This window comes from Pararhizobium sp. DWP3-4, assembly GCF_049898205.1.
GTDB lineage: Bacteria > Pseudomonadota > Alphaproteobacteria > Rhizobiales > Rhizobiaceae > Pararhizobium.
The window spans coordinates 480,732-505,436 of the sequence record NZ_JAFCXF010000001.1; the positions used below are offsets into that span (position 1 = coordinate 480,732).

A 24,705-nucleotide genomic window follows, 5' to 3' on the forward strand; every position below is an offset into this window, starting at 1 on the left:
TCAATGATTTGATGCCTCCCGGCACCAATAGCGGGGACATGGCAAGGGCTTCAAATCGCCTTGTAAGGTGACTTCTTCTATCAAGTTTATTCGGCCGGAAAAGCAAAACTATTCAACCGAGTGAAAATTTCCCGATCCCTGTGGCAGAGGGCTCAGCTGCTTGAAACCAGTTCGTATTGCTGCACGAGATACAGGAAAGGCCTCGCGCATTGATAGAGCGAGGCCCGTGGCCGGTGATCCTGGTGGCCTGACAGCCTATCCGTGATTGATCATCACATGCCTGACGGCTGTGTAGTCCTCCAGCGCGTAGATCGACATATCCTTGCCGTAGCCCGATTGCTTGACGCCGCCGTGGGGCATTTCGTTGGTCAGCATGAAGTGGGTGTTGATCCAAGTGCAGCCATATTGCAGGCGGGATGCGGCTTTCATCGCCTTGGAGATGTCCTTGGTCCAGACGGAGGAGGCGAGGCCGTAGTCGCTGTCGTTCGCCCATTTCACGGCCTGGTCGTTTTCGGTGAAGCGGGTGATGGAGACGACGGGGCCGAAGACTTCGCGGCGGACGATCTCGTCTTCCTGGGTGGCGCCGGCAACGACGGTCGGCTGGAAGAAGAAGCCGTCCTTGCTGCCGATTGCGCCGCCGGTGGTGATCTCGATATGTTTCTGCTCGGTGGCGCGCTCGACGAAGCTTGCGACCCGGTCGCGCTGGCGCTTTGAGATCAGCGGGCCGATCTCGTTTTCAGTATCGTCGGCCAGATTGTACTTGATCGTCGAGACGGCGGAGGTGAGGTCGGCGACCAGCTTTTCATAGATGCCGTTCTGCGCGTAGATGCGGCAGGCGGCGGTGCAGTCCTGGCCGGCATTGTAATAGCCGAAGGTGCGGATGCCGTTGACGACGGCTTCGAGGTCGGCGTCGTCGTAGACGATGACCGGCGCCTTGCCGCCGAGTTCGAGATGGGTGCGCTTGACGGTTTTGGCGGCCGCCTGCAGCACTTTCTTGCCGGTGGCGATATCGCCTGTGATCGACACCATGCCGATCTTCGGATGGTTGATCAGCGTATTGCCGACCGTGTCGCCGCGGCCGAGAATGACGTTGACGACACCTTCCGGCAGGATATCGGCGAGCAGGCGGGCCATCTTCAGCGCGGTTAGCGGCGTCTGTTCGGATGGCTTGAAGACGACGGTGTTGCCGCCGGCAATGGCAGGCGCCAGCTTCCAGGCCATCATCATCAATGGGTAGTTCCACGGCGCGATCGAGCCGATGATCCCAACGGGATCGCGGCGGATCATCGAGGTATGACCGGGCAGGTATTCACCGGCGACGGTGGCATGCAGCGTGCGGATGGCACCGGCGAAAAAGCGCCAGCAGTCGACGATGGCAGGCAGTTCGTCGTTGCGAACGGCATTGATCGGCTTGCCGCAGTTCAAGGCTTCAAGTGCTGCAAAGGCATCCGCATCCTTCTCGATCGCATCGGCGATTTTCAGGAGATAGCCGGAGCGTTCGCCGGGCGTGGTCATCGACCATGTAACGAAAGCCTTTTCGGCTGCCTCGACGGCGCGCTCGATCTGCGATTGCGAGGCCTCGGCGAGGTCGATGATCTTGCCGCCGGTGCGCGGGTTGAGGATCAGTTCCTCGGCCTCGGTTCCGGCTTCAAATGTCGATCCGATCAGCAATTGCGTGTCCATAGAAGTTCTCCGTTGTTTTGACGGAGCGAATAGGAGTAGCGAGTAGCGAACAAGGTCTTAAAACCGCTCGTGGACGTAACACCCTATTCGCTACTCGCTACCCCCTATTCGCTCAAATTCATTTTCCGGCACCGGCGATCTGGTCGCCGTCGCGCGTCAGGTAATAGGCGGCCAGGATCGGCAGGAAGGTGACCAGCATCACCACCATGGCGACGACATTGGTGACCGGCCGCTGGCGCGGGCGGATGAGTTCTTCGAGCATCCAGATCGGCAGGGTCGATTGCTGGCCGCCGGTAAAGGTGGTGACGATCACCTCATCGAAGGACAGCGCGAAGGCGAGCATGCCGCCGGCCAGAAGTGCGGTGCCGATATTCGGCAGGATGATATGGCGGAAGGTCTGGAAACCGTCGGCGCCGAGATCCATCGAGGCCTCGATCAGCGAGCCGGACACCCGGCGGAAGCGGGCGACGGCATTGTTGTAGACGACGACGACGCAGAAGGTGGCGTGGCCGAGCACGATGGTCCAGAACGAGAAGGGGATATCGGCAAACGAGAAGGCCGAGCGCAGCGCGATGCCGGTGATGATGCCGGGAAGGGCAATCGGCAGAATGACCAGCAGCGAAATGGTCTCACGGCCGAAGAAGCGCGTCTGGCTGACGGCGGCAGCGCACAGCGTGCCGAGGACGAGAGCGATCGCCGTGGCGACGGTCGCGACCTTGACCGACAGGGTCAGGGCTGCCCAGACATCCGGCCGATTCCAGGTGACGGCGAACCATTGCAGCGTCAGGCCGGGCGGCGGGAACTGGTAGCTCTTTTCCTCTGTGGTGAAGGCATAGAGGAAGATCAGGAGGATCGGGATATGCAGGAAGGCGAGGCCACCGATGGCGGCGATCTTCAAGGACAGCGGGGCGGAGGTGGAGCGGTCAGAGCGCATCGAAGGCCCCCAAGCGTTTGGCCATCCAGAGATAGAGGCCCATGATGACGATCGGCACGACGGTGAAGGCGGCGGCAAGCGGGATATTGCCGGCGGTACCCTGCTGGGCATAGACGGCCTGGCCGATGAACAGCCGCGAAGAGCCGACGATCTGCGGAATGATGTAATCGCCGAGCGTCAGCGAAAAGGTGAAGATCGAGCCGGCGACGATGCCGGGAAGGGCGAGCGGAAACAGCACGTGGCGAAACGTCTGTTGCGGCGTGCCGCCGAGATCGGACGAGGCTTCGATCAGGTTGCCGGGTACGCGCTCCAGCGCTGCCTGGATCGGCAGGATCATGAAGGGCATCCAGACATAGACGAAGACGAGGAAGGTGCCGGTGTAGCTGACCGAGAGCGAATTGCCGCCGATGATGGGGAGCGACAGCCAGCCGTCGAGCAGCCAGAGCAGGTGAAGCTTGGTGAAGGCCCAGGTGAGGATGCCCTCCTTGGCGAGGATCAGCTTCCAGGCGTAGATCTTGACCAGATAACTCGACCAGAGCGGCAGCATGATGCCGAGATAGAACACCGCCTTCCATTTTCCCTTGGCGTAACGCGCCGCATAATAGGCGATCGGAAAGGCGATCAGTGCCGAGAAGATCGTTACGACGGCCGCCATCGTCACGGTGCGGACGATGATGTCGAAATTGGCATCCGATAGCAGCTGCCTGTAGGTCGCGAACGTGAACTCGTAATTGATCAGGCCGGAGAAATCATCGATCGAAAAGAAGCTCTGCAGCAAAAGCGCAAACAGCGAGCCGAGATAGATGATGCCGAGCCAGAGAACCGGCGGGCCGAGCAGGATGGCCAGAAGAACATGTGGATGCTTCCACAGGAAGTCCGACAGCCGTCCCGTCAGGCTTGGCCTGTTCGGCAGGATTGTCGCGGGAGTGGCGAGCGCGCTCATGCTTCCTCCATCAGGTGAAGGTCGTTGCGCGAAAATGCGAGCTGCACCTCGGCGCCGATCTCGGGAACCGGCATGGCGGCGGGGCTGGCGACGATGATCTTTTCGCCGCTGCAATCGACGCTGACACGGTTGGTCGCGCCCAAAAAACTGCGGGCGGTGACGGTGCCGGGCAGGCTGAGCTGTTCAGCCCAGGAGGTGCCGATGGCGATGGCTTCAGGCCGCAGGCTGGCGGCTTTTGCGGGAACGCCGAGCCTGGCGCAGGTGGCGCTGGACAGCACATTCGAGGAACCGACGAAATCGGCGACGAAACGGGTCTGCGGCCGCTTGTAGATATCTTCCGGCGTGCCGAGCTGCTGGATCTTGCCGTCATTGAAGACGGCGATGCGGTCGGCCATCGACAGGGCCTCGCCCTGGTCATGGGTGACGAAGACGAAGGTGATGCCCAGCGATTTCTGCAGGGTCTTCAGTTCTTCCTGCATCTGCTCGCGCAACTTCAGGTCCAGCGCGCCGAGCGGTTCGTCGAGCAGCAGCACCTTGGGCTTGTTGACGAGGGCGCGGGCCAGCGCCACACGCTGGCGCTGGCCACCGGAGAGCTGGCCCGGGCGGCGCTGGCCGTAGCCGGGAAGCTTGACCATGGCGAGCGCGTCTTCGGCTGCCTTGCGCCGCTCCTCCTTGCCGACGCCCTTGACCATCAGGCCGTAGGCGACATTGTCGAGGATGGAGAGATGCGGGAACAGGGCATAGTCCTGAAACACCGTGTTGACGCTGCGGCGATAGGGCGGCACGCCCTCTGCTGTCTCGCCAAAGATTTCGATATGGCCGCCGGTTGGCTGCTCGAAGCCGGCCATCAGCCGCAGGCAGGTGGTCTTGCCGGAACCGGAAGGGCCGAGCATGGCAAAGAACTCGCCGGCTACGATTTCAAGATCGACCGCATCGACGGCTTTGACGGCACCGAAATGGCGCGAGACGTTTTCGAATAGGACGGCGGCGGTCATGGGGTACTCCGGAAATGGGTGTTTGCGAACCGGCATGGCGGTTTAATACCCTCCCCTTGAGGGGGAGGGTCGGAGCGTAGCTCCGGGGTGGGGTGACCTCTTGTTTGATACGGTGGGTCACCCCCACCCGCGCATTCGCGCGACCTCCCCCCTCAAGGGGGAGGTAAAATCAACGCCCGCCGATGACGCCGATATAGTCGGAGACCCAGCGATGATAGGGGACGCACTCTGTTTCGCTGGCGCATTTCGAGGTCGGCGTTTTCCAGAACTTCACCTTGGCGAAATCGTCATAGCCATTGGCCTTGCAGCCGCCATCGGTCAGGAGTTCATTGCCCTTGCAGGCCGCTCCCACCGATGGGTTGGCGCCGAACCACGCGGAGACATCGCCTTGCACCTTCGGCGACAGCGAGTGTTCCATCCACATATAGGCGCAGTTCGGATGGGCGCTTTCGGCGTGCAGCATGGTCGTGTCGGCCCAGCCGGTGACGCCTTCTTCCGGAATGGTCGAGGCGATCGGCAGCTTTTCCGATTGCAGCAGATTGACCTGGAACGGCCAGGAACCGGATGCGACCACGCCTTCGTTCTTGAAGTCGTCGATCTGGATCATCGCGTCATGCCAGTAGCGGCTGGCGAGCGTGCGCTGGGTGCGCAGCACGTCGAGCGCTGCCTTGTACTGGTCTTCGTTGAGTTCGTACGGGTCCTTGATGCCGAGTTCCTTGTTGTGGAACATCAGGTAGTTGGCGGCATCGGCCACATGGATCGGGCCGTCATAGGCCTGGACGCGGCCCTTGTTGGACTTGCCGTCCGGCAGGGTCATTTCCTTGAAGACGACGTCCCAGCTCTTCGGCGCCTCACCCTTGAAGGCCTCGGTGTTGTACATCAGCACGTTCGGACCCCAGACATAGGGAACGCCGTAATGCACGCCGTTGACGGTGTACCAGGGGGACGACTGCATGCGCTCGTCGACGGTCTTGAAGCTCGGGATCAGGTCGGTGTTGATCGGCTGGACGCGCTTGCCGGCCACCAGCCGCAGCGAGGCGTCGCCCGATGCAGTGACGAGGTCGAAACCGCCTTCGTTCATCAGCGCGACCATTTCATCGGATGTTGCCGCCGTCTTGACGCTGACCTTGCAACCGGTCTGCTTTTCGAAGCCGGTGACCCAGTCATAGGCCTTGTCGGTCTCGCCGCGCTCGATATAGCCGGCCCAGGCAACGATCGACAGTTCGCCTTCGCCCTTGCCGAGTTCCTTCAAGGGCTCAGTGGCGAAAGCATGGGTGGCGAAGCTAAGCGAAAGGGTGAGCGCGGTGCAGGATTTCAGAATCTGCTTCATCTTCAGTCTCCCGTTTTGGTGTCCGAATTTTTCGGTCTTGTTCCCAAAACGAAAGGTGCCTCTATTTCGCCGCTTTCGCAAATCCATTAATCAGAATGTCGCTATCGGTTTTTCCGATATCGATCGATTTTATCTTGCCCGGCCGCTGCGCAGAGCTTCCGCCACCCCGATAAAATCCTTGGCCGATTGCGGCAGGCCGGAGCCCTTGCGCCAGACCATGCCGACCTGGACGACGGGCAGGGCACCGGAGACGTCGCGGCTTTCGATCCGGTCGCCTTCCAGCGACCAGGGCCGGTAGACCAGATCGGGCAGCAGCGCAATGCCGGCGCCGGTGGCGACAAGGCTGCGCACCGCTTCTACAGAGCGTGTGCGAAAGGCCACATGCGGGCGGGCGCCGAGCGCCGTCAAAAGCTTGCCGGTATTTTCTTCGATTTCATCGACCGTCAGCATGATCAAAGGTTCCTTGGCGATATCGGCAACCGAGATGATATCGGCCGAAACCAGCGGATGACCGAGCGGCAGCCAGAGCCGGTAGGGCGAGGTCTCGATGATTTCTGCCTGCAGCGCCATGCGGTCACGCAGGTTGGAGATGACCATGACGGCAACATCGAGTTCGCCACCGACCAGAAGATGTTCGAGATAGGAGCCGTTATCCTCGATGGCGCTGACCTCTACGCCGGGGCAGGCGCGGCGGTAGCGGGCGAGCAGATCGGACAGCACATAACCGGCCACCAGCGAGGTAACGCCGAGATTGAGCTTGCCGCCGGTGCGCTCCTCCGGCTCCTGCGAAAACGAGCGGCGGGCATCGGAGACGCCGGCGAGGATCTTGGTCGCATGACGCAGGAACTGATGGCCATTATGGGTGATGTGCAGCCCGCGTGGATGGCGCTCGAACAGCTCGACGCCAAGATCGGTCTCCAGCTCCTTGATCGCTTCGGTGATCGACGACTGCGAGATCGACATGTTCTGCGCCGCCCGGGTGACGGAACCCTGCTCGGCGACGGCGATGAAATACTGGAGCTGACGGAGCGTGAAGGCCATGGCCTAGCTAACACGGTTGCGGGGGGAGATGGCAAGGCTCACAAAGGTTTGGCGTAACTCTCTCGATCAACTGTCTTCCCAGTCCTCGGGAAAATCCCGGCCTCCGTAGAAAATGCGCAGGATGCGAACAGTCTCGCTATCCACGACGAACGCGATCGATGCGCGCCGTTCAAAGCCAATGATCCGCAGACCCGGATAAAGGTCGTCGCGCTTTGCGCCACGAAAGGGAAATTCAGCAAGGGAGATGCATGCATGTTCGATACGGCCAATATAGGCTCCGGCCCGATCATGGCTGCTGTTTTCGGCGATGTACTCATAGAGTGCGACAAGATCGTGTTCCGAAAAGGGACGGAAGACGATCTTGTAGGCCATGCTCACTGCCCTTCGGCATGACGGGCGCGAAGGCGCGCAAAGACATCGGCGGCCGTTACATCAGGCCGGGGATCGTCGATTGCTTCCCGGATTTTCGCGCGCATGATCTCGCTCAAAGCAGCCTCTTCGCGGTCAAGCGCACGCAAACCGGCGCGGATAACTTCGCTGGCGGATTCGTAGGCACCTGACTTCAGGCGATCCTCCAGCAGAGCCTGCTGTTTTCCAAGCGTGACGGTGATGGGTTTGCTGGTTCGCATGCGCAGATATTAACATGGGTGCATGACATTGTCATACCCAGACAGCTGGGGATTGCAGGATGTGGGATTGAGGACACAACGGTCCAAAAATCCGGGTATGTTCGGGTATCAAATCAGGATCGTTTCTTCATGACCAAAGATCGCCCAATCCCCACCGAACCGGGCATTCTTGCCTTCCACAAGCGCTGCCAGGATTTCTATCCGGCCGATGCCGTCGATGCCTCCATCCAGCAACAGCGCGCATGGTATGACGCGCTGTGCGCCGAGTTCGATGCACCGTCGCCGGAAGGGCTGACGCGGCAGGACGAGGCGGTTGGCGGGCGTATTCCGGTTCGCCGGTATCAGCCAGCAGAAATCGCGACCCAGACCCGTATCTTCTATATTCATGGCGGCGGTTTCGTCGTCGGATCGCTGGATAGCCATGATGCCATCTGCGCCGAGATTGCGCATGCGGCAAAGGCGGAACTGGTGTCCATCGACTACCGGCTGGCACCGGAGCATGTCTGGCCGGCCGCGTTTGACGATTGTTTCGAGGTGCTGCGATGGCTGTTGGCCGATGGGCGGCCGCTGGTCGTGGCGGGTGACAGTGCCGGCGGCAATCTGGCGGCTGGAATGGTGCTGAAGGCCAAGGCCGAGGCAATCAATGGTATCGTTGGGCAGGTGCTGATCTATCCGGGGCTCGGTGGTGACCTTGTCTCGGGTTCCTATGCCGAGATGGCTGAGGCGCCGGGCCTGACGAGCGCCGATGTCGCCTATTACCGTGACGTCCTGAAGGCACCTGCAGATAATGCCTTTGCCAACCCTTTGAAAGCGGCCGATTTTTCCGGCCTGCCGCCTGCCTATATTACCGCGGCGCATTTCGATCCGCTGCGCGATGATGCCGCTCTTTATGCGCAGCGGCTGATCGCTGCGGGCGTCAACGTCACCTACCGTGACGAACCGCAGATGATCCATGCGTGGCTGCGCGCCCGTCACATGAGCGAGGGCGCGCGCGACGGTTTCATGTGGTTGTGCAGGGGTGTCAGCAATCTCGTCGGGACGCTCTGATCAGCCCTTGGCTTTCAGAACAAGAACCGGAGTGGCGCTGAATTCCGTCGGGAACAACGCTTTGAGGTTTTCGATCTTCGGCATGTCATTGTAGACGATGTAGGGATAGGTCGGGTTGAGCGTCAAGAAATCCTGGTGATATTCCTCGGCCGGATAGAAGGCGCTCATCTCGGACACCTTGGTGACCACCGGTTCGCCGTATACCTTCGCCTTGTCGAGCTGGGCGATATAGCTTTGCGCGATTTTCTTCTGCTCGCTGTTGGTCGCAAAAATTTCCGAGCGATATTGCGTGCCGTGGTCCGGGCCCTGGTAGTTCAGCTGGGTCGGGTTATGCGCCACCGAGAAATAGATCTGCAGCAATTGGCCGTAGGTGACCATCTTCGGATTATAGGTGACTTCGACGGCCTCGGCATGGCCGGTATCGCCGCCGCTGACGGTTTCATAGGTGGCAGTATCCTTGGCGCCGCCGGAATAGCCGGAGACGGCGTTCTTGACACCCTTCACATGCTGGAAAACGCCCTGCACGCCCCAGAAGCAGCCGCCGGCGAACACAGCCTTCTCCGTGGTGGCAGTCGCTGCCTCGTCGATGGCCGGAGGCGGAATGACCACGGCCTCTTCGGCCGCGTTGCTGAACGTCGAGGACATCGAAAACACCGCAGCGGCAATGGCCGTCACGCCGGCAAGCCCGAAAATGAGCGGGCGTTTGGTTGCGTTCGAAATCCTGTCTTTTCCAAGCTGCGGCATGATAATCCTCCTTCGATGGCTTTGGCACGGGCACCCGCTACCGATTGCAGCGACATGCGCCCTTGCTTTATGAGCAAACTCTGGCCAACAGAGGCAGGCTGGTCAAATCGCAATTGCGTGCGTAACGCCAAAGTGACAAGCCTCCGAGCCGGATACACGTCGGCGTGATCCAGCAGGGTTAAGGCAAGGGGAGAGAAATGAGCGGCATTACCGATCTCGAAACGCTGTTGCGCGAGATGCGGCCGGACTTGCGGCCGGGCGACTATGTCTATTGCAGCGTTCCGGCAGATGCGGATGAATGGCTTTCGCTGAAGCCGCTGGGCTTCTTTCGCGAGGACGAGGGGCTGACCCTGATTGTCGAAAAGGCTGATGCCGACAAGGCCGGGCTGAGCTATGGCCCGGTGATGCGGTGCATCACCCTGACGGTGCATTCCGCTCTGGAGGCTGTCGGACTGACGGCGGCGGTCGCGGTGGCGCTGACGCGGCATGGCATCAGCGCCAATGTGGTCGCGGCCTATCACCACGACCACATTTTCGTGCCTGCTGACGATGCGGAACGGGCACTTGCGGCCCTGGCAGAGGCCACCCCCGTTCTCACATGAAATCGCGTGGCACGCGCGTTTCGTCGAAAGTTTTTTCGAAGATCTGCGTCTCCCCCTCGAATGCAACCACGGAAGCAGACGTCAGCCATTCGGTCGCCGTGCAGGCGATCCGCGAGACCGAAACGGTCTTGACCGACCAGTTTTCGCGTTTCGCGATACAGGTCCAGGTCGAGACACCCGTCATCGACAGCGGATCGTCCGCAGCGATCGTCCAGGTTTCGTCGCGGATATCCTGGGTGGCAAGGCCGGTATCGGGATGCTCGGTCAGGCCGCCATCCTCGTAGATGTAATAGTGCGTCCGGCCTGTCGTCATATCGCGCTCGACCCGGCGGCGGGTGCTGCCGGCCGTATGCTCGATATATTTCGGCAATGGATCGGGATTGGTTGGCTCCGGCATGGTGATGACCTGATGTTCGCCGAGCTTTGGCATAGCCAGTCCCAGCGTGGCGAGATCGAGCGTCAGGCCGGGATCGGACGGGGCGGGCAGGATCATCGGCCAATAGGCGGTGGAGAGCGACAGCCGGATGCGATGCCCCACGCCAAACCGGTAGCCGCAGGCGTCGAGCACCAGCTGCACCCTGGTCTTCTTGCCGTTTTCCATCGGCTTCGGCTCGGCATTGCCATCGCGGTGGGCAAGGTTCAGCACGCCGAATGTGACGCGGGTGGCGCTGCCGTCGGGATGGATATCGACGACACGGACAACAAGATTGGCCCAATCGTCATCGCAGGTCAGCTCAACCGTCAGCACCGGCTGTCCGAGATAATCGACGGCCTCTGTCAACGGCGCCGTTTCGAAGGTCAGCGAACCGGCATCGTCGATGCGCTGGTCGCCGGCCATTTCGGCGTCGGGTTTCAGGGTGAACCATTCGCCGGACGCCGTGCCGGTGTCGAGCGGCGATTTCAGGTAGGCGTTGTGATCATGGGCGCCGGCAATCGGCATGCCCTCGTTAAGGCTGCCGAACTGGTCGATATAGAAGGTCTGCATTTCGGGCGGATGCCACTCGTCCTTGGCCACCCAGAAACCGGGCTCGACATTGCGGCGCAATGCCGGTTTCGGGCCGTCAAGGATGAAGGCGCGCATCTGCGGCAGCGCTTCGACGCCGGTTTCTTCGCCGCGCAGCCAGTGGTTCCACCAGGCAATCGCCTCGCCATGGAAATCGGCACGCGGTTTTGGCCAGGCGAAATGCGGATATTTGTGTACCCATGGACCGATCAGGGCTTTCACCTTGTCGCCCAGACCTTCAGCTGCCTTCATCGGCGTGTTGCGGTAGCCGTCGGCCCAGCCGGCAATGACCATGGCCGGAACCGGAAAGCCTTCGAAATCCTCGCAGATCGAGCCGTGCTCCCAGAATGCGTCCCGGCGCTGGTGCTCGAGCCACTCCTCCATGAAATAGGGTTCGTTTTCCAGCCGCTCCAGCCACATGTCCTTCCACTTGTCGCCGACCAAGGCCGGATCGGGCGAGCGCGACTGATAGGCAAGCATGGTTGCGGCCCAGGAGAGCTGGGCGGAAAGATGGGTGCCGTTCTTGTAGTGGATGTCATCATTGTAGCGATCGACGGTGGAGGCGATCGAGATCACCGCCTTCAGCGCCGGCGGTTTGAGGGCTGCGACCTGCAGGCAGTTGAAGCCGCCCCAGGAAATGCCCATCATGCCGACATTGCCGTTCGACCAGGGCTGGGCGGCGATCCAGGCGATCAGTTCACAGCCGTCGCTCAGTTCGCGCGGCGTGTATTCGCCGTCGATGACGCCGTCACTTTCGCCGGAGCCGCGGATATCGACACGGACGCCGGCAATGCCGGCCGCCGCAAGGACCGGATAGGTGGACTCGTCGCGGGCATTGGTGCCGCCGCGCTTGCGGTAGGGCAGATATTCGAGCACCGCCGGAACGGGGCTGGCGTCAGCGCCGTCCGGCATCCAGATGCGGGCGGAAAGCCGGGTGCCGTCGGCGAGAATGATCCACTCGTTCTCGATCAGGGTGAAACTGCGTTTCGACATGCTATCCATCTTCGTCATTCCGTTTCAATTGTCGAACCAGACGCGGCTTGCCACATAGCCGTTCGAAAGGTCATTGCCGATATCGTGGACAAAGCCCTTCAGCGATGTCGAGGCGGCATTCACATAGTCGTTGAAGACCGGCAGGATGAGGCCACCTTCATCCCGGACCGTCAGCGCCATGGTGCGATAGAGGTCCTTGCGCTTGGTCTCGTCGAGCTCGGAGCGTGCCTGCAGCAGAAGCTTGTCGAAATCGTCGCGCTTGAAGCGGGTGTCGTTCCATTCGGCCGTCGACAGATAGGATGTCGAATAGCGCGAATCCTGCGTCGGGCGGCCGCCCCAGTAGGAGGCGCAGAACGGCTGGACGTTCCAGACATTGGTCCAGTAGCCGTCTTCCGGCTCGCGCTGGACTTCGATCTGGATGCCGGCCTTGCCGGCGCTTTCCTGAAACAGCACGGCGGCATCGACGGCGCCGGCAAAGGCGGCGTCCGAGGTGCGCAGCGGGATCGGCCGGTCGTGGCCGGATTTCTTGTAATGAAACGCCGCCTTGTCCGGATCATAAGTGCGCTGTTCAATCTCCTCTGGGGCCAGCGCATAGTTCTCGTTGACCGGATAGTCATTGCCGATCTTGCCGTAGCCGCCCAGGATACGGTCGAGAATGGCCTGGCGGTCGATGGCGTATTTCAGCGCCAGCCGCAGGTCGGTATTGTCGAAGGGCGCGGTGTCGCAATGCATCAGGAAACTGTAGAATCCTTTGCCTGCAGTTTTCAGGATCTCGACTTTTGGCGCGCGCTTCAGCATCGGGACTGTCTTCGGATCGATATTGTTGATGAAATGCACTTGGCCGGAGGCAAGCGCTGCGACGCGTGCCGTGTTGTCGTTCATCACGATGATCTCGACACTGTCGACGAAACCGCGATCCGAGCGCCAGTCGGCGGCGTTTTTTTCGAAGATGGCGCGCAGTCCTGCTTCATAGCTCGAAAGCTTGTAAGGGCCGGTTCCGATCGTCGAGGTAGGATTGCTGACGCCCCCGCCTGGCTGGATGATCAGGTGGTAGTCGGTGAGAATCAGCGGCAGGTCGGCATTGCCTTCGGTCAGCGTCAGGACAAGCTCGCCGCCCTTGTCCTCGATCGTCTTGATCGAGCGCATCAGGCCGAGTGCTCCGGACTTGGAGCCTTCGTCGGCATGGCGCTTCAGGGTGGCGATGACATCGGCCATGGTCAGCGGGCTGCCATCGTGGAACGTCACGCCGCTGCGCAGTTTGAATGTCCAGACTGAGGCATCGGGAGAAGGCGCCCAGGACTCGGCAAGGGAAGGCAGGGCTGCGCCGGTCTTGGGGTCGGACTCAACCAGCGTATCGCCCCAGAGATGGCCGATGGTGAACAGGACGGAACCGCTATAGGTGGCCGGATCGAGTGAGTCGGTCGTGGCGCCGCCCTTGAGGCCGAGCTTGAGGTGGCCGCCACGCTTGGGCTCTTCCGCGCTCGCCTTGCCGGCGATCAATGTGCCGGAGAAAGCTGCCCCAAGACCGAGCACAACCGTGCCGCCGAGGAAAGTCCGGCGATTGACGTCGCCGCTGGCAATCAGGCCGTCGGGCTTGTGGGTGAAATCACGCATTCGCTGTTCCCTTTATCGTTGTTTTTCATCAGGAAACGTAACGGTAAAAGCGATTGGCACAATTTCGCGACTTGACGCTGATTGACGCGACTTTACGCTATGAAAAACTGCGAAGGGAATTGTCCGTGTCCGGTATCGATGCTTTTACGGAAAATCTGCGCTTTGCCTGCGCCACGCGGCCGTCGATATCGCAGATCTGCCGGGAGATAGGCATCAATCGCCAGCAGTTCAACCGTTATATTTCCGGTGAAGCCCGGCCGTCGGCGCACAACCTTGCCCGGATCGCGGCATTCTTCGGGGTGGGGGCTCAGGACTTTTCCCTTGCCTCGTCGGTATTCCAGACACGCATGATGCGCCCGGATCAGCGCAGGGTGGATGGCGGCCTTTTGCTGGAAGGACTTCCGGGCGATCTGCCGTCTCTTCGCCGCCATCTGGGCTATTTCCAGACCTATCATCTATCACCCTCCTGGCCGGGCCTTGTCGTCTGTTCCTGTGCCCGGCTTCTGGAGGAAAACGGTTCCGTCCACGTCAAATCGATCGAACGCATCCGTGATGCGGCCCACGAGATCCGGCAGTATTCGAAATATGTGGGGCTGGCGGCGTTCCTGAGAAACCGCATTTTCATCACCGAGCGCAGCGTCAGCCGGCAGCCGATGATGTCGCAGACGATTTTGATCCCGTTCGAGGTGCATCAGAGGGTCTATCTGCGCGGCGTCACCATGGGGGTTTCCTGGCGCAAGGAAAACCTGCCTTACGCCTCGCGCGTCATTTGGCGCCATCTCGGCACCAATCCGGACAAGCGCCAAGTTTTGTCGCGCTGCGGCGTGTTGCCGGAAAACTCGCGGCAATTGCCGGCAACCGTGCGCGGCTATTTTGATACGCCGTCATCCGGCATCCTGTCCGTTCCGGAGAATTTCTAGGCAGCCCGTCGCGCTGCTGTCCGTTTCGTCATAAGGTTCGGGCGACGCAAGCGGGAAGGATATTGTCATGTTGAAGGTGGTTGTTGCCGGATTGATGCTGATCGGCTTTTCCGCCCCGCCTGCTCTTGCCGGCGATACCGCGCCTTCGCCGCTTGCCGGCTGCGCCATGTCCGGCGCGTCGAGTGTTTTCATCGGCGGCGCGCCGGCGCTCAGGCTGTCGGATGTCGTCAATTGCCCCGCCGATCTCTACGAAATCGTTCCAGGCATCATGATCGAAGGTCAGCCGCTTGTCCGGGTGCGTTCCGGATTATCCGAAAAAGCCGATTGCGCCACCAAGGGCGAAACGACGGTCACCGCAAACAACCAGCCCATGCAGCGGCTGGGCGATGTCAGTTGTAACACCAAATAGACAGCTGACGGCGTTCCTCCCTTCAATAAATGCGTGAAGGGAAGGCCATTTTTGTGGGGTTCAGTTGCCGGCGCTTTCCATCCGGCGGGTGGTCAGAACCTTTTCCAGCCAGCCGATTTCCATCTCCGGAACCGACTTCAAGAGCAGGTCGGTATAGTCGTCGAACGGTGGCGAGAGCACTTTCGACTTCGGCCCGAAGCGCACCAGCTTGCCGCGATGCATGACGGCGACCGAGTCGGCGATGGCGCGGACGATGGCGATGTCGTGGGTGATAAAGACATAGGAAACAGCGGTTTCCTCCTGAAGCCTGAGAAGCAGATTCAGGATGCCTTCGGCCACCAGCGGGTCGAGCGCCGAGGTCGGCTCGTCGCAAAGGATCAGTTCCGGCTTTGCCGCCAGCGCCCTTGCGATCGCCACACGCTGCTTCTGGCCACCCGACAGTTCGGCCGGGTAGCGGTCGAGGAAACGGTCGCCCATCTCGATCTGGTCGAGCAGTTGCTTGACCCGCTCCGTCTTCTTTGCCCCATGCAGGCCGTAGTAGAAGGAGATAGGGCGGCCGATGATGTCACGCACCGTCTGGCGCGGGTTCATCGCCGTATCGGCCATCTGGTAGATCATCTGCACGCGGCGCAGCTCTTCCTTGCTGCGCCCGCTCAGCGCCTTCGGCAGCACCTTGCCGTCAAAGGTGATCGTGCCTTCGGAGGGCGGCAGGAGCCCGGTGATGACGCGGGCGAGCGTCGACTTGCCGGAACCGCTTTCGCCGACAATCGCCAGCGTCTGGCCCTTCGGCAGGTGCATGGACACATTGTGCAGCACCTTGAAGCCATTGGCGTATCCGGCGCTGATATGGTCGATCTTCAGCAGCGTGTTGCTCTGATCCCTGGCTTCCTCGCGCCGCGCCTGGCGGACGCTGACCAGCGCTCGCGTGTAGTCCTCGTTCGGCGCCTCGATGATCTGCCTGGTCGTGCCGTATTCGACGGTCTTGCCGTGGCGCAGCACCATGATGTCGTCGGAAATCTGGGCGACGACGGCAAGGTCGTGGGTGATGTAGAGGGCCGCCGTATGCGTCTCCTCGATCGCATGCTTGATCGCCGCCAGCACATCGATCTGCGTGGTAACGTCAAGCGCTGTGGTCGGCTCGTCGAAGACGATCAGTTCCGGATTGGGGCAGAGCGCCATGGCCGTCATGGCGCGTTGCAACTGGCCGCCGGAGACCTGGTGGGGATAACGGTCGCCAAACGTTTCCGGGTTGGGCAGGCCGAGCACCTGGAACAGATACAAGGCCCGCTTTTCGGCTTCCGGCCGGGTCATGATCTTGTGGCGCAGTGCCGCCTCGATCACCTGTTCGCCGAGCTTGTGGGCCGGGTTGAAGGCTGCGGCTGCCGATTGGGCGACATAGCAGACCCTGCAGCCGCGGATGGTGCGGACACCGTCGCGGCCGAGCGTCAGGATGTCCTTGCCGTTGAGCAGGACCTGACCGCCGGTGATCGCGGCGCCACCACGGCCGTAGGCGAGGGCAGAGAGGCCGATCGTCGATTTGCCCGCACCGCTTTCGCCGATCAGGCCAAGCACCTTGCCCTTCTGGACGTCGAAAGAGACATTTTCCACCAGGGTCACCGTTTTCGGCGGCTCGCCCGGCGGATAGCTGGTGGCTTCGATCTTCAAGTTCCTGACGGACAAAAGACTTTTGTTAGGCAAAGATTCAGGCATCGCCGCGCCCTCCCTTGAGGCTCGAGGTACGCTTCATCAGCCAGTCGACGACGAGGTTGACGCAGATCGCAAGGCCGGCAATCGCACCACCCGGCACAAGTGCCGCCGAGATGCCGAAGATGATGCCGTCCTTGTTGTCCTTGACCATGCCGCCCCAGTCGGCGGCTGGGGGCTGAATGCCGAGGCCGAGAAAGGACAGGGTGGAGAGGAACAGGATGGAGAAGGCAAAGCGCAGGCCGAACTCGGCCAGAAGCGGCGATAGGGTATTGGGCAGGATTTCCCGAAAAATGATCCATCCGGTGCCTTCGCCGCGAAGGCGTGCTGCCTCGACGAACTCCATGACGGCCACATCCAGCGCCACGGCACGGCCGATGCGGAAGACGCGGGTACTGTCGAGGATGGCCATGACTAGGATCAGGATCCACAGCTGCTGCGGCAGGACGGCCAGCACGACCAGCGCGAAAATCAGCGTCGGGATGGCCATCATCAGATCGTTGAAGCGCGAGAACAGCTGATCGATCAGGCCGCCGGTGACGGCCGCCGTGAACGACAGGAGCATGCCGAGCGAAAACGAGATGACCGTTGCGGCAAGCGCCACGAAGATCGTCGTTCTCGCCCCGAAGATCAGGCGGGACAAGAGGTCCCGGCCAAGGTTGTCGGTGCCGAGCAGGAAGTCGCCGCCCATCGGCAGCCATATATCGCCGACGACATCGCGTTCGCCGAACGGCGCGATCCAGGGTGCGAAGATGGCGCAGAACAGGGACAAGGCGATACCGATGAGGCCGACCCAGGCGCTAAGGGGAATGGAGCTCAATCTCATCGTGGGTGCCTCAATCTCGGATTGGCGAGGATGGCGAGAATATCCGCCGCCATGTTGAGGAAAATGTAGAAGGCGGCAAAGATCAGGCCGCAAGCCTGCACCACCGGCATGTCGCGCACCGTGACCGCATCGACCATGTATTGGCCCATGCCCGGATAGACGAACACCACTTCCACCACGACGACGCCGACCACGAGATAGGCGAGATTGAGCGCGATAACATTGATGACCGGGGCGACGGCGTTGGGAGCGGCGTGCCTGGCAATGATGCGGAAGGCGCTGAGGCCCTTGAGTTCCGCCGTCTCGACATAGGCAGATGCCATGACGTTGAGGATGGCCGCACGGGTCATGCGCATCATATGGGCAAGAACCACCAGCACCAGAGTTGCCACCGGCAGCGCGATGGCGGAGAGCCGTTCACCAAAGCCCATGCTGTCGTAGACGGTGGAAGGGAAGGTCGCGACCCCCATCTGAACGGCAAAGAACAGGATCAAGAGATAGCCGACGAAGAATTCCGGCAGCGAGATGGCGGCCAGGGAGATCACGTTGATGATCTTGTCCGGTAGCCGGTTCCGATATTGCACGGCGAGCATGCCGAGGGCGACGGCGAGGGGAACTGACACGATTGCGGCGAAGAAGGCCAGGAACAGGGAGTTTCCAAGCCGCTTGCCGATTTGCTCGCTGACGGAGTTCTTGCTGGCCCAGGATTTTCCGAAGTCGCCCTTCACCGCGCCGCCAAGCCAGGTGAGGTAGCGTTCGGCAAGCGGCTTGTCTAGGCCAAGATCCTTGCGGATGTTTTCCACCGCTTGCGGAGTGGCCGACTGGCCGAGATAGGTGGTGGCGAAATCACCCGGCAAGGCTTCCACGCCGCCGAAGATCATCAGCGACACGGCGAAAAGGAGACCAACGCTCAAACCAAGACGCTGGACGATGAGAGCCGCCAAGGGGCGGCGAAGGGTGAAACGGCGCCAGAACGTACCGGTGACGGCCGATTCGGGCGTCACCATTGCTCCGGAAACGGGCGCAGGCTGCGAGAGGCTTTCGCCCCCCGCAGTAGCAGTACCCGTTATCAACGCCGGACCCTTGATCGGTCCGTCCCCCGTCATCAAGCGTCAAGCCAGACGCGGGTTGCGACGTAACCGTTCGACATGTCGTTGCCGATATCGTGGACATAGCCCTTCACCTGCTTGGTGGAGGCGTTTACGAAGTCGTTGAACATCGGCAGGATCAGGCCGCCTTCGTCGCGGACCATCATGGCCATCGAGCGGTACATGTCCTTGCGCTTGGTTTCATCCAGCTCCGAGCGGGCTTCAAGCAGCACCTTGTCGAAGTCGGGACGCAGGAAGCGCGTGTCGTTCCAGTCGGCAGTCGAAAGGTAAGCCGTCGAGTACATCTGGTCCTGGGTCGGGCGGCCGCCCCAGTAGGATGTCGAGAAGGGCTGCACGTTCCAGACGTTCGACCAGTAGCCGTCGCCGGGTTCGCGCTTCACTTCGATTTCGATGCCGGCCTTCTTGGCACTCTCCTGATAGAGCACCGCCGCATCGACCGCACCCGGGAAGGCGACATCCGACGTGCGCAGAAGGACCGGGCCGCTGTGGCCGGACTTCTTGTAGTGGAAAGCCGCCTTGTCCGGATCGTAGGCGCGCTGCTCGATGCCTTCCGGGAAGAGGGCATAGGTCGAGTTGATCGGGAAGTCGTTTCCGACCTTGCCGTAGCCGCCGAGGATGGTTTGCACCATGTTCTCGCGGTCCATCGAGTATTTCAACGCCATACGCAGGTCGTTATTGTCGAACGGCGCGGTGTTGCAATGCATGATGAAGACGTAATGGCCACGGCCGGCAGTCGAAAGGATTTCGACGGTCGGCGCGCGCTTCAAGAGCGCCACGGTCTTCGGATCGACACGGTTGATATAGTGAACCTGGCCCGAGGAGAGCGCCGCAATACGCGCCGTCGCATCGTTCATGTTGATGATTTCGACACTGTCGACATAGCCGCGGTTCGGGTTCCAGTCGTTCTGGTTCTTCTCGAATGTGGCACGTACGCCGGGCTCGAAGCTGGTCAGCTTGTAGGGACCGGTGCCGATAGCAGCGTTCGGATTGTCATAACCGCCGCCCGGCTGGATGATCAGATGGTAGTCGGACAGAAGCAACGGCAGGTCGGCATTGCCCTCGGTCAGGGTCAGGACGAGATCTCCGCCGTTTTCCTCGATCGTCTTGATCGACTTCATGACGCCGAGCGCTCCGGATTCCGACTTCTCGTCGGTATGGCGCTGCAACGTCTTGACGACGTCGGCGATGGTCAGTTCCTTGCCGTCGTGGAACATCACGCCCTTGCGGATCTTGAATGTCCAGACGGCGGCATCCGGCGAGGGTTCCCAGCTTTCAGCCAGTGCCGGTACGGCTGCACCCGTCAACGGATGGGATTCGACGAGCATATCGCCCCAGTTGCGGCCGACGCAGAACAGCACCTGGGACAGCGCCTTGGCCGGATCAAGCGCATCGGTGGCCGAACCACCTTCCAGGCCGAGCTTCAGGTGGCCGCCCTTTTTCGGCTCCTGTGCCTCAGCGCTGGAGGCAAACAAAATGCCGGCGCTGGAGAGCGCCACACCGGCAGCCACGGTGCGACCGATGAATTCGCGGCGGTTCATCTTGCCCAGCATGACCTGATTGGCGAGATAGTTCTTGTAGTCACTCATTCCCCTGTTCCTTTTTGTTGTATGGCTTTTCGCCGTTTATTGTTTTCTGCAATTGTTACCGATCGTGTGTTCCTAGAATGCTTGCCCGGGGGCAGGTAGGCCAGTCACTTTTGCGGTTGGTTTGCCGCGATCGAGCCTTTCGTGAAATGGGAGTTTCGACGCCGAAAACCCCGTTAAAATTAATGGTATCTGCTGAGAGATACTCTGTATTCACGTAAAAATTTTGCAGTTATCATAAGCTAGGCTTATGATAGTGGGACACAGAAAGCCCTGTCACCCCGTTGTCCTTTATGCGGCGCGGCAGTTATTTTCCCTTCCACACCGGATCGCGTTTTTCCGAAAAGGCCCGCGCGCCTTCCAGCTGATCGTCGCTCGAATAAAGGATGTCGACCGTCTTGAACTGGCGCTTGGTGATCTTGTTCATCGTCGTTTGGAAATCCTCGCCCTCGGCAGCGCGCACCACTTCCTTGATGGCGGCGTAGACCAGCGGCGGACCGCTTTCGAGCAGGCGGGCGAGTTCCCAGGCACGCTCCATCAGCGTGGTCGCGGGCAGGATCTCGTTGACGAAGCCCCAGCGGTGCGCCTCGGTCACATCCAGCCAGCGGCCGGTGAACAGCATATCCATGGCGATGTGATAGGGGATGCGCTTGGGCAGCTTGATCGAGGCGGCATCGGCGACGGTCCCGGAGCGGATTTCCGGTAGCGCGAAGGTCGCGTGTTCGGCGGCGAGGATCATGTCGGCCGACAGGGCGATTTCGAGGCCGCCACCGCAGCAGATGCCGTTGATGGCAGCGATGACCGGCTTGTTGAGGTCGCGCAGTTCCTGCATGCCGCCGAAGCCGCCGATGCCGTAGTCGCCATCGACCGCATCGCCGCCGGCAGCGGCCTTTAAGTCCCATCCCGGACAGAAGAATTTTTCACCGGCGCCGGTGATGATCGCGACGCGCAACGTTTCGTCATCGCGAAAACCGGCAAAGATTTCGCCCATGATGCGGCTGGTCACCAGATCGATCGCGTTGGCCTTCGGCCGATCGATGGTGACTTCGAGAATGCCGCCTTCGCGGCGGGTTCTGATAGGTCCGGTCATAGGCGTCATTTCCTTCGACGGATCAGGGCATCGGCTGCAACGGTTCCAGACCCTTGCGGCAACACCATGATAGGATTGATATCGAGTTCCTCGAGTATTGTAGCGTTTGCTGCGACATAGGATGCGACGGCAGCGACAGCGGTTGCGAGCGCTTGAATGTCGCCCTTCGGGCCGCCGCGATAGCCATTGAGCAGTTTTTTGATTTTCAGGCCGGAAATCGCCTCGGTAATGGCTTCCGGCGTGGTTGGAAGGGTCAAAATCGCCGAATCCTCCAGCAATTCGACCAGAATGCCGCCCGCACCAATGGTGAGAACCAGTCCGGCGACGGGATCTCGCAGTGCCCCGACGATGATTTCAGCGACGGGTTTTGCGATCATTTTTTCAACGAGATAGCCGGACGCGACGCTTTTCATGGCGTCTGCCGCGTCCAGAACCGACTGGCGGTCGGCCAGATTGAGTTTGACGGCTCCCGCTTCGGTCTTGTGGGCGACGCCTAGACCTTTGAGTACCACGGGAAATCCAAGAGTTTCGGCTGCGTCAGCAGCTTCGTCTGCCGTGGAGGCAGTTTTGCCTATCGGCACCACGAGACCGAATTTCGCCAGTTCGGCCTTAGCCTCGCTCTCGCTGATCGTGATGATCTCTCCGTCTTCCGCGTGTGCGGACAGGAGCGGCGGCGGAGCCGGCTTCGCCCAGATGCCGCCGATGCCGGCCGAGATCTCGGCAGCAGCCAGCGCCTCGTCGATGCCGGAGAAGGCAACGACACCGGCAGCCATCAGCGACAATGCCGTGTCTTCCGGCATATTTTCGCCAAGGCTGGCGACGATACCGGCAACGGCGCCAGTCGCCTTTTCGGCGGCAATCACGGCATCGCAGGTGGTGTTCCAGTCGGCCGCGTCGCAACGGTCCTGTCGGGGGAAATCGAGCACGATGAGATTCAGCGCATAATCGCCCTTCATCATCGCTGTAAACGCTATCGTCTGCTTCTCCAGATTGCCCCAGACAAAAGTGTGGTAGTCGAGCGGATTGGCGATGGTGACCATTTCGCCAAGGCTTTCGCGCAAGGGCTGGCGCTGCTCGTCCTTCAGCGCCCGGAACATGGTTTTTCGTTTCACGCCTGCATCGGCCATCAACGAAGCCTCGCCGCCGGAGCAGCTCATCGAGGAGACGTCATAGTTTTTCAGCGGCGGGTGCAGATGGAGCAGTTTCAGGGTTTCCAGCAGTTCCGGCAATGTATCGACCCGGCCGATGCCGAGACGTTCGAGCACGGCGCTTGAAACGGCGTCGTTGCCCGCAAGAGATGCGGTATGCGAGACCGTCGCCAGCTGGGCGGCTTCGGATTTTCCGACCTTCAGGGTGACCACAGGCTTTTTCAGTTCGCGCGCCCGCGTTGCCAGCCGCTGCAGGGCCTCGATGCTGTCGAAGCCCTCGATATGCAGGCCGACGGCGGTCACGCGCGGATCTTCGAGTGCTGCGATGGCGAGTTCGGAAAGGCCGGTCTGCGCCTGATTTCCGGCCGTCATGATATAGGCGAGCGGCAGGCCGCGCATCTGCATGGAGATATTGCAGGCGATGTTTGACGACTGGGTGAGAACGGCAACGCCGCGCTCGACGCGCTGCATGCCGTGCTGGTCCGGCCAGAGCAGGGCGCCGTCGAGCGCATTGATGAAGCCGTAGCAATTGGGACCGACGATCGGCATGTCACCGGCGGCTGCGACCAGCGCTTCCTGCAGGTCGCTGCCATCGGCAAGCTCGCTAACGGCTTCGCGAAAACCGGATGCGTAGCAGATGGCGCCCCCGGCACCCCTTGCGGACAGATCGCGGATGATCTCGATGGTCAGCTGGCGGTTGACGCCGACAAAGGAAGCGTCGGGCGCTGCCGGCAGTTCGGCCACCGAGCGATAGCAGCGGCGGCCGAGAATTTCGTCCTGTTTCGGATGCACGGGCCAGATATCGCCGGTGAACCCCATCTTGTCGCATTGTTCGATGACCCGGCGCGCCTCCTTGCCACCGAAGACGGCGATGGATTGGGGCCGGATCAGGCGGTCAAGGGATCGCGTCATAGCGGTACTCCTGAAGGGAAAACCCCTCCCCACAAGGGGGAGGGGCTTAACCAGCCGAACCCCTTGGGAGTGGAAATGGGCAGCAGAAATTCAAGTGGCGCCGTTTTGCGAGAGCTTGCCGCAGGTAAGTCCCTCCCCCTTGTGGGGAGGGGTTGGGGAGGGGTCTTTTTCACGGAGTCGATCATCCTCACGCTCCGAGCGGCCGCAGGAGGTCGCGGCTGATGATGTGACGCTGGATTTCCGAGGTGCCGTCCCAGATGCGTTCGACACGGGCGTCGCGCCAGAAACGGGCGAGCGGCAGGTCGTCCATCAAGCCCATGCCGCCATAGATCTGGATCGCCTCGTCGGTGACGCGCGACAGCATTTCCGAGGCGTAGAGCTTGGCCGAGGCGATTTCGCGGTTGGCCGGAAGTTTCTGGTCGAGCCGCCAGGCAGCCGCCAGCGTCAGGTAATCGGCCGCATCGATCTCGGTGATCATGTCGGCAAGCTTGAAGGAAACGCCCTGGTTGGCGCCGATCGGCTTGCCGAACTGCTTGCGCTCGGCGGCATAGGGTAGGGCATAGTCAAACACCCGGCGGGCGCGGCCGACGCAGGTGGCGGCAACGGTGATGCGGGTGGCGTAGAGCCAGTCATTGGCGATGTCGAAACCCTTGTGGACTTCGCCGAGAATGGCGGACGAGGGCAGGCGGCAATCGTCGAACGACAGGATACAGTTCTTGTAGCCACGATGCGAGACCGAATCGTAGCCGTTGCGGATTTCAAAGCCCGGTGTGCCGCGATCGACGAGAAAACAGGTGATCTTCTTTTTTGGGCCGCGCGGGGTTTCCTCTTCGCCGGTGGCGATGAAGACGATGACGAAATCGGCGATGTTGGCATGCGAAATGAAATGCTTGGTGCCGTTGACGATCCAGTCGCCGCCATCGGGCTTGGCAAAACATTTCATGCCGCGCACGTCGGAACCGGCATCCGGCTCGGTCATGGCGAGCGCATCGAATTTCTCGCCCTTGACGGCGGGGATCAGGTATTTTTCGCGCTGCTCGTCGTTGCAGGCCATGAGGATGCCGGAGGGGCGGCCGAAGAACACGGTAAGGCCCATCGAGCCTCGGCCAAGCTCGCGCTCGACCAGCGTAAACGTCTGGTGATCAAGGCCGGCACCACCGACCTCTTCCGGCATGTTGCAGGCGAAGAAGCCGAGATCCTTGCACTTTCGCGCAATCTCCTGGCCAAGTTCCTTCGGCACGATACCGGTGCGCTCCACCTCGTTCTCGTGCGGATAGATTTCCGTCTCGACGAAGCCTCGCACGGTATCGACGATCATCTGCTGTTCTTCGTTCAGTGCGAAATCCATATCAAATCCCTCCTTTTTTATGTGCTTCGGGCGCGGCATGCTCCGAGGCGCTCCCTCCCCCTGTGGGGAGGGTTGGGGAGGGGATTTTTTAAAGAAAG

Annotated in this window: 22 protein-coding genes; 4 read left to right on the forward strand and 18 right to left on the reverse strand. The window is 61.1% G+C overall.

Translation table 11 applies throughout. The annotated features are described in order from the left end of the window. Positions 1-255: 255 nt before the first annotated feature. The 8 genes from ACP7E6_RS02300 to ACP7E6_RS02335 all read right to left on the reverse strand — a co-directional run bounded on the left by ACP7E6_RS02300 (position 256) and on the right by ACP7E6_RS02335 (position 7,555). Positions 256-1,683, reverse strand: a complete 1,428-nt coding sequence (locus tag ACP7E6_RS02300) for a gamma-aminobutyraldehyde dehydrogenase (RefSeq protein WP_426227519.1) — start codon at positions 1,681-1,683, stop codon at positions 256-258. Positions 1,684-1,801: 118 nt separating this feature from the next. Further along, on the reverse strand, positions 1,802-2,617 hold the full coding sequence (locus ACP7E6_RS02305; RefSeq protein WP_426227521.1) for an ABC transporter permease: 816 nt from the start codon (positions 2,615-2,617) through the stop codon (positions 1,802-1,804). Continuing rightward, entirely contained in the window at positions 2,607-3,560 is a 954-nt protein-coding gene (locus ACP7E6_RS02310) for an ABC transporter permease (protein WP_426227523.1), read from the reverse strand. Before ACP7E6_RS02310 ends, ACP7E6_RS02305 begins: the two co-directional genes overlap by 11 nt. Beyond that, positions 3,557-4,555, reverse strand: coding sequence for an ABC transporter ATP-binding protein (locus ACP7E6_RS02315; RefSeq protein WP_426227525.1), 999 nt, complete (start codon positions 4,553-4,555; stop codon positions 3,557-3,559). The genes ACP7E6_RS02310 and ACP7E6_RS02315 overlap by 4 nt, the downstream gene beginning before the upstream one ends. 169 nt (positions 4,556-4,724) lie before the next feature. Beyond that, the gene (locus tag ACP7E6_RS02320) at positions 4,725-5,885 is read right to left on the reverse strand and encodes an ABC transporter substrate-binding protein (protein WP_426227527.1); all 1,161 of its coding nucleotides are present in this window, start codon (positions 5,883-5,885) and stop codon (positions 4,725-4,727) included. A gap of 129 nt (positions 5,886-6,014) precedes the next feature. Beyond that, positions 6,015-6,926 carry a LysR family transcriptional regulator gene (locus tag ACP7E6_RS02325; RefSeq protein ID WP_426227528.1) on the reverse strand — a complete coding sequence of 304 codons (912 nt, stop codon included), beginning with the start codon at positions 6,924-6,926 and terminating at the stop codon, positions 6,015-6,017. Positions 6,927-6,992: 66 nt separating this feature from the next. Next, on the reverse strand, positions 6,993-7,298 hold the full coding sequence (locus tag ACP7E6_RS02330) for a type II toxin-antitoxin system RelE/ParE family toxin (RefSeq protein ID WP_426227530.1): 306 nt from the start codon (positions 7,296-7,298) through the stop codon (positions 6,993-6,995). Between the two features lie 2 nt (positions 7,299-7,300). After that, positions 7,301-7,555 (reverse strand): type II toxin-antitoxin system ParD family antitoxin, encoded by a 255-nt coding sequence (locus ACP7E6_RS02335; protein WP_426227532.1) that lies wholly within the window; start codon positions 7,553-7,555, stop codon positions 7,301-7,303. A 129-nt stretch (positions 7,556-7,684) separates the two neighbouring features. On the opposite strand from ACP7E6_RS02335, the gene ACP7E6_RS02340 reads away from it, so the two are divergent. Next, a complete protein-coding gene (locus ACP7E6_RS02340) occupies positions 7,685-8,602 on the forward strand; it encodes an alpha/beta hydrolase (RefSeq protein ID WP_426227534.1) in 918 nt (305 codons plus the stop codon). Here ACP7E6_RS02340 and msrA read toward each other — a convergent pair whose 3' ends face one another. Further along, complete coding sequence (gene msrA, locus ACP7E6_RS02345) at positions 8,603-9,247, reverse strand: peptide-methionine (S)-S-oxide reductase MsrA (RefSeq protein WP_426228514.1); 645 nt, start codon at positions 9,245-9,247, stop codon at positions 8,603-8,605. 296 nt (positions 9,248-9,543) lie between these two features. Here msrA and ACP7E6_RS02350 point away from each other — a divergent pair, with 296 nt between their 5' ends. Next, complete coding sequence (locus ACP7E6_RS02350; protein WP_426227536.1) at positions 9,544-9,948, forward strand: ACT domain-containing protein; 405 nt, start codon at positions 9,544-9,546, stop codon at positions 9,946-9,948. Here the strand turns inward: ACP7E6_RS02350 and ACP7E6_RS02355 are convergent. Beyond that, positions 9,941-11,944 carry a CocE/NonD family hydrolase gene (locus ACP7E6_RS02355; protein ID WP_426227538.1) on the reverse strand — a complete coding sequence of 668 codons (2,004 nt, stop codon included), beginning with the start codon at positions 11,942-11,944 and terminating at the stop codon, positions 9,941-9,943. The two genes, ACP7E6_RS02350 and ACP7E6_RS02355, sit on opposite strands and share 8 nt — an antisense overlap. Positions 11,945-11,968: 24 nt before the next feature. Then, positions 11,969-13,558 (reverse strand): ABC transporter substrate-binding protein, encoded by a 1,590-nt coding sequence (locus ACP7E6_RS02360; RefSeq protein ID WP_426227540.1) that lies wholly within the window; start codon positions 13,556-13,558, stop codon positions 11,969-11,971. 134 nt (positions 13,559-13,692) lie between these two features. Here ACP7E6_RS02360 and ACP7E6_RS02365 point away from each other — a divergent pair, with 134 nt between their 5' ends. Together ACP7E6_RS02365 and ACP7E6_RS02370 are read left to right on the forward strand one after the other, a co-directional pair. Next, positions 13,693-14,478: a helix-turn-helix domain-containing protein gene (locus ACP7E6_RS02365; protein WP_426228516.1), complete on the forward strand. Its 786-nt coding sequence runs from the start codon at positions 13,693-13,695 to the stop codon at positions 14,476-14,478. A gap of 67 nt (positions 14,479-14,545) precedes the next feature. After that, a complete protein-coding gene (locus ACP7E6_RS02370) occupies positions 14,546-14,887 on the forward strand; it encodes a hypothetical protein (protein ID WP_426227542.1) in 342 nt (113 codons plus the stop codon). 60 nt (positions 14,888-14,947) lie between these two features. Here the strand turns inward: ACP7E6_RS02370 and ACP7E6_RS02375 are convergent, their stop codons facing one another. The 7 genes from ACP7E6_RS02375 to ACP7E6_RS02405 all read right to left on the reverse strand — a co-directional run bounded on the left by ACP7E6_RS02375 (position 14,948) and on the right by ACP7E6_RS02405 (position 24,607). Continuing rightward, a complete protein-coding gene (locus ACP7E6_RS02375; protein ID WP_426227544.1) occupies positions 14,948-16,597 on the reverse strand; it encodes an ABC transporter ATP-binding protein in 1,650 nt (549 codons plus the stop codon). Then, positions 16,590-17,417, reverse strand: coding sequence for an ABC transporter permease (locus tag ACP7E6_RS02380; protein ID WP_426227546.1), 828 nt, complete (start codon positions 17,415-17,417; stop codon positions 16,590-16,592). The genes ACP7E6_RS02375 and ACP7E6_RS02380 overlap by 8 nt, the downstream gene beginning before the upstream one ends. Further along, positions 17,414-18,523, reverse strand: a complete 1,110-nt coding sequence (locus ACP7E6_RS02385) for an ABC transporter permease (RefSeq protein ID WP_426227548.1) — start codon at positions 18,521-18,523, stop codon at positions 17,414-17,416. The genes ACP7E6_RS02380 and ACP7E6_RS02385 overlap by 4 nt, the downstream gene beginning before the upstream one ends. Then, entirely contained in the window at positions 18,523-20,112 is a 1,590-nt protein-coding gene (locus tag ACP7E6_RS02390; RefSeq protein ID WP_426227549.1) for an ABC transporter substrate-binding protein, read from the reverse strand. The genes ACP7E6_RS02385 and ACP7E6_RS02390 overlap by 1 nt, the downstream gene beginning before the upstream one ends. A gap of 304 nt (positions 20,113-20,416) precedes the next feature. Continuing rightward, on the reverse strand, positions 20,417-21,199 hold the full coding sequence (locus tag ACP7E6_RS02395) for a carnitinyl-CoA dehydratase (RefSeq protein WP_426227551.1): 783 nt from the start codon (positions 21,197-21,199) through the stop codon (positions 20,417-20,419). Between the two features lie 5 nt (positions 21,200-21,204). Then, positions 21,205-23,259, reverse strand: coding sequence for an acetate--CoA ligase family protein (locus ACP7E6_RS02400; protein ID WP_426227553.1), 2,055 nt, complete (start codon positions 23,257-23,259; stop codon positions 21,205-21,207). A gap of 187 nt (positions 23,260-23,446) precedes the next feature. Continuing rightward, positions 23,447-24,607, reverse strand: a complete 1,161-nt coding sequence (locus ACP7E6_RS02405) for an acyl-CoA dehydrogenase family protein (protein ID WP_426227555.1) — start codon at positions 24,605-24,607, stop codon at positions 23,447-23,449. Positions 24,608-24,705 lie beyond the last annotated feature (98 nt).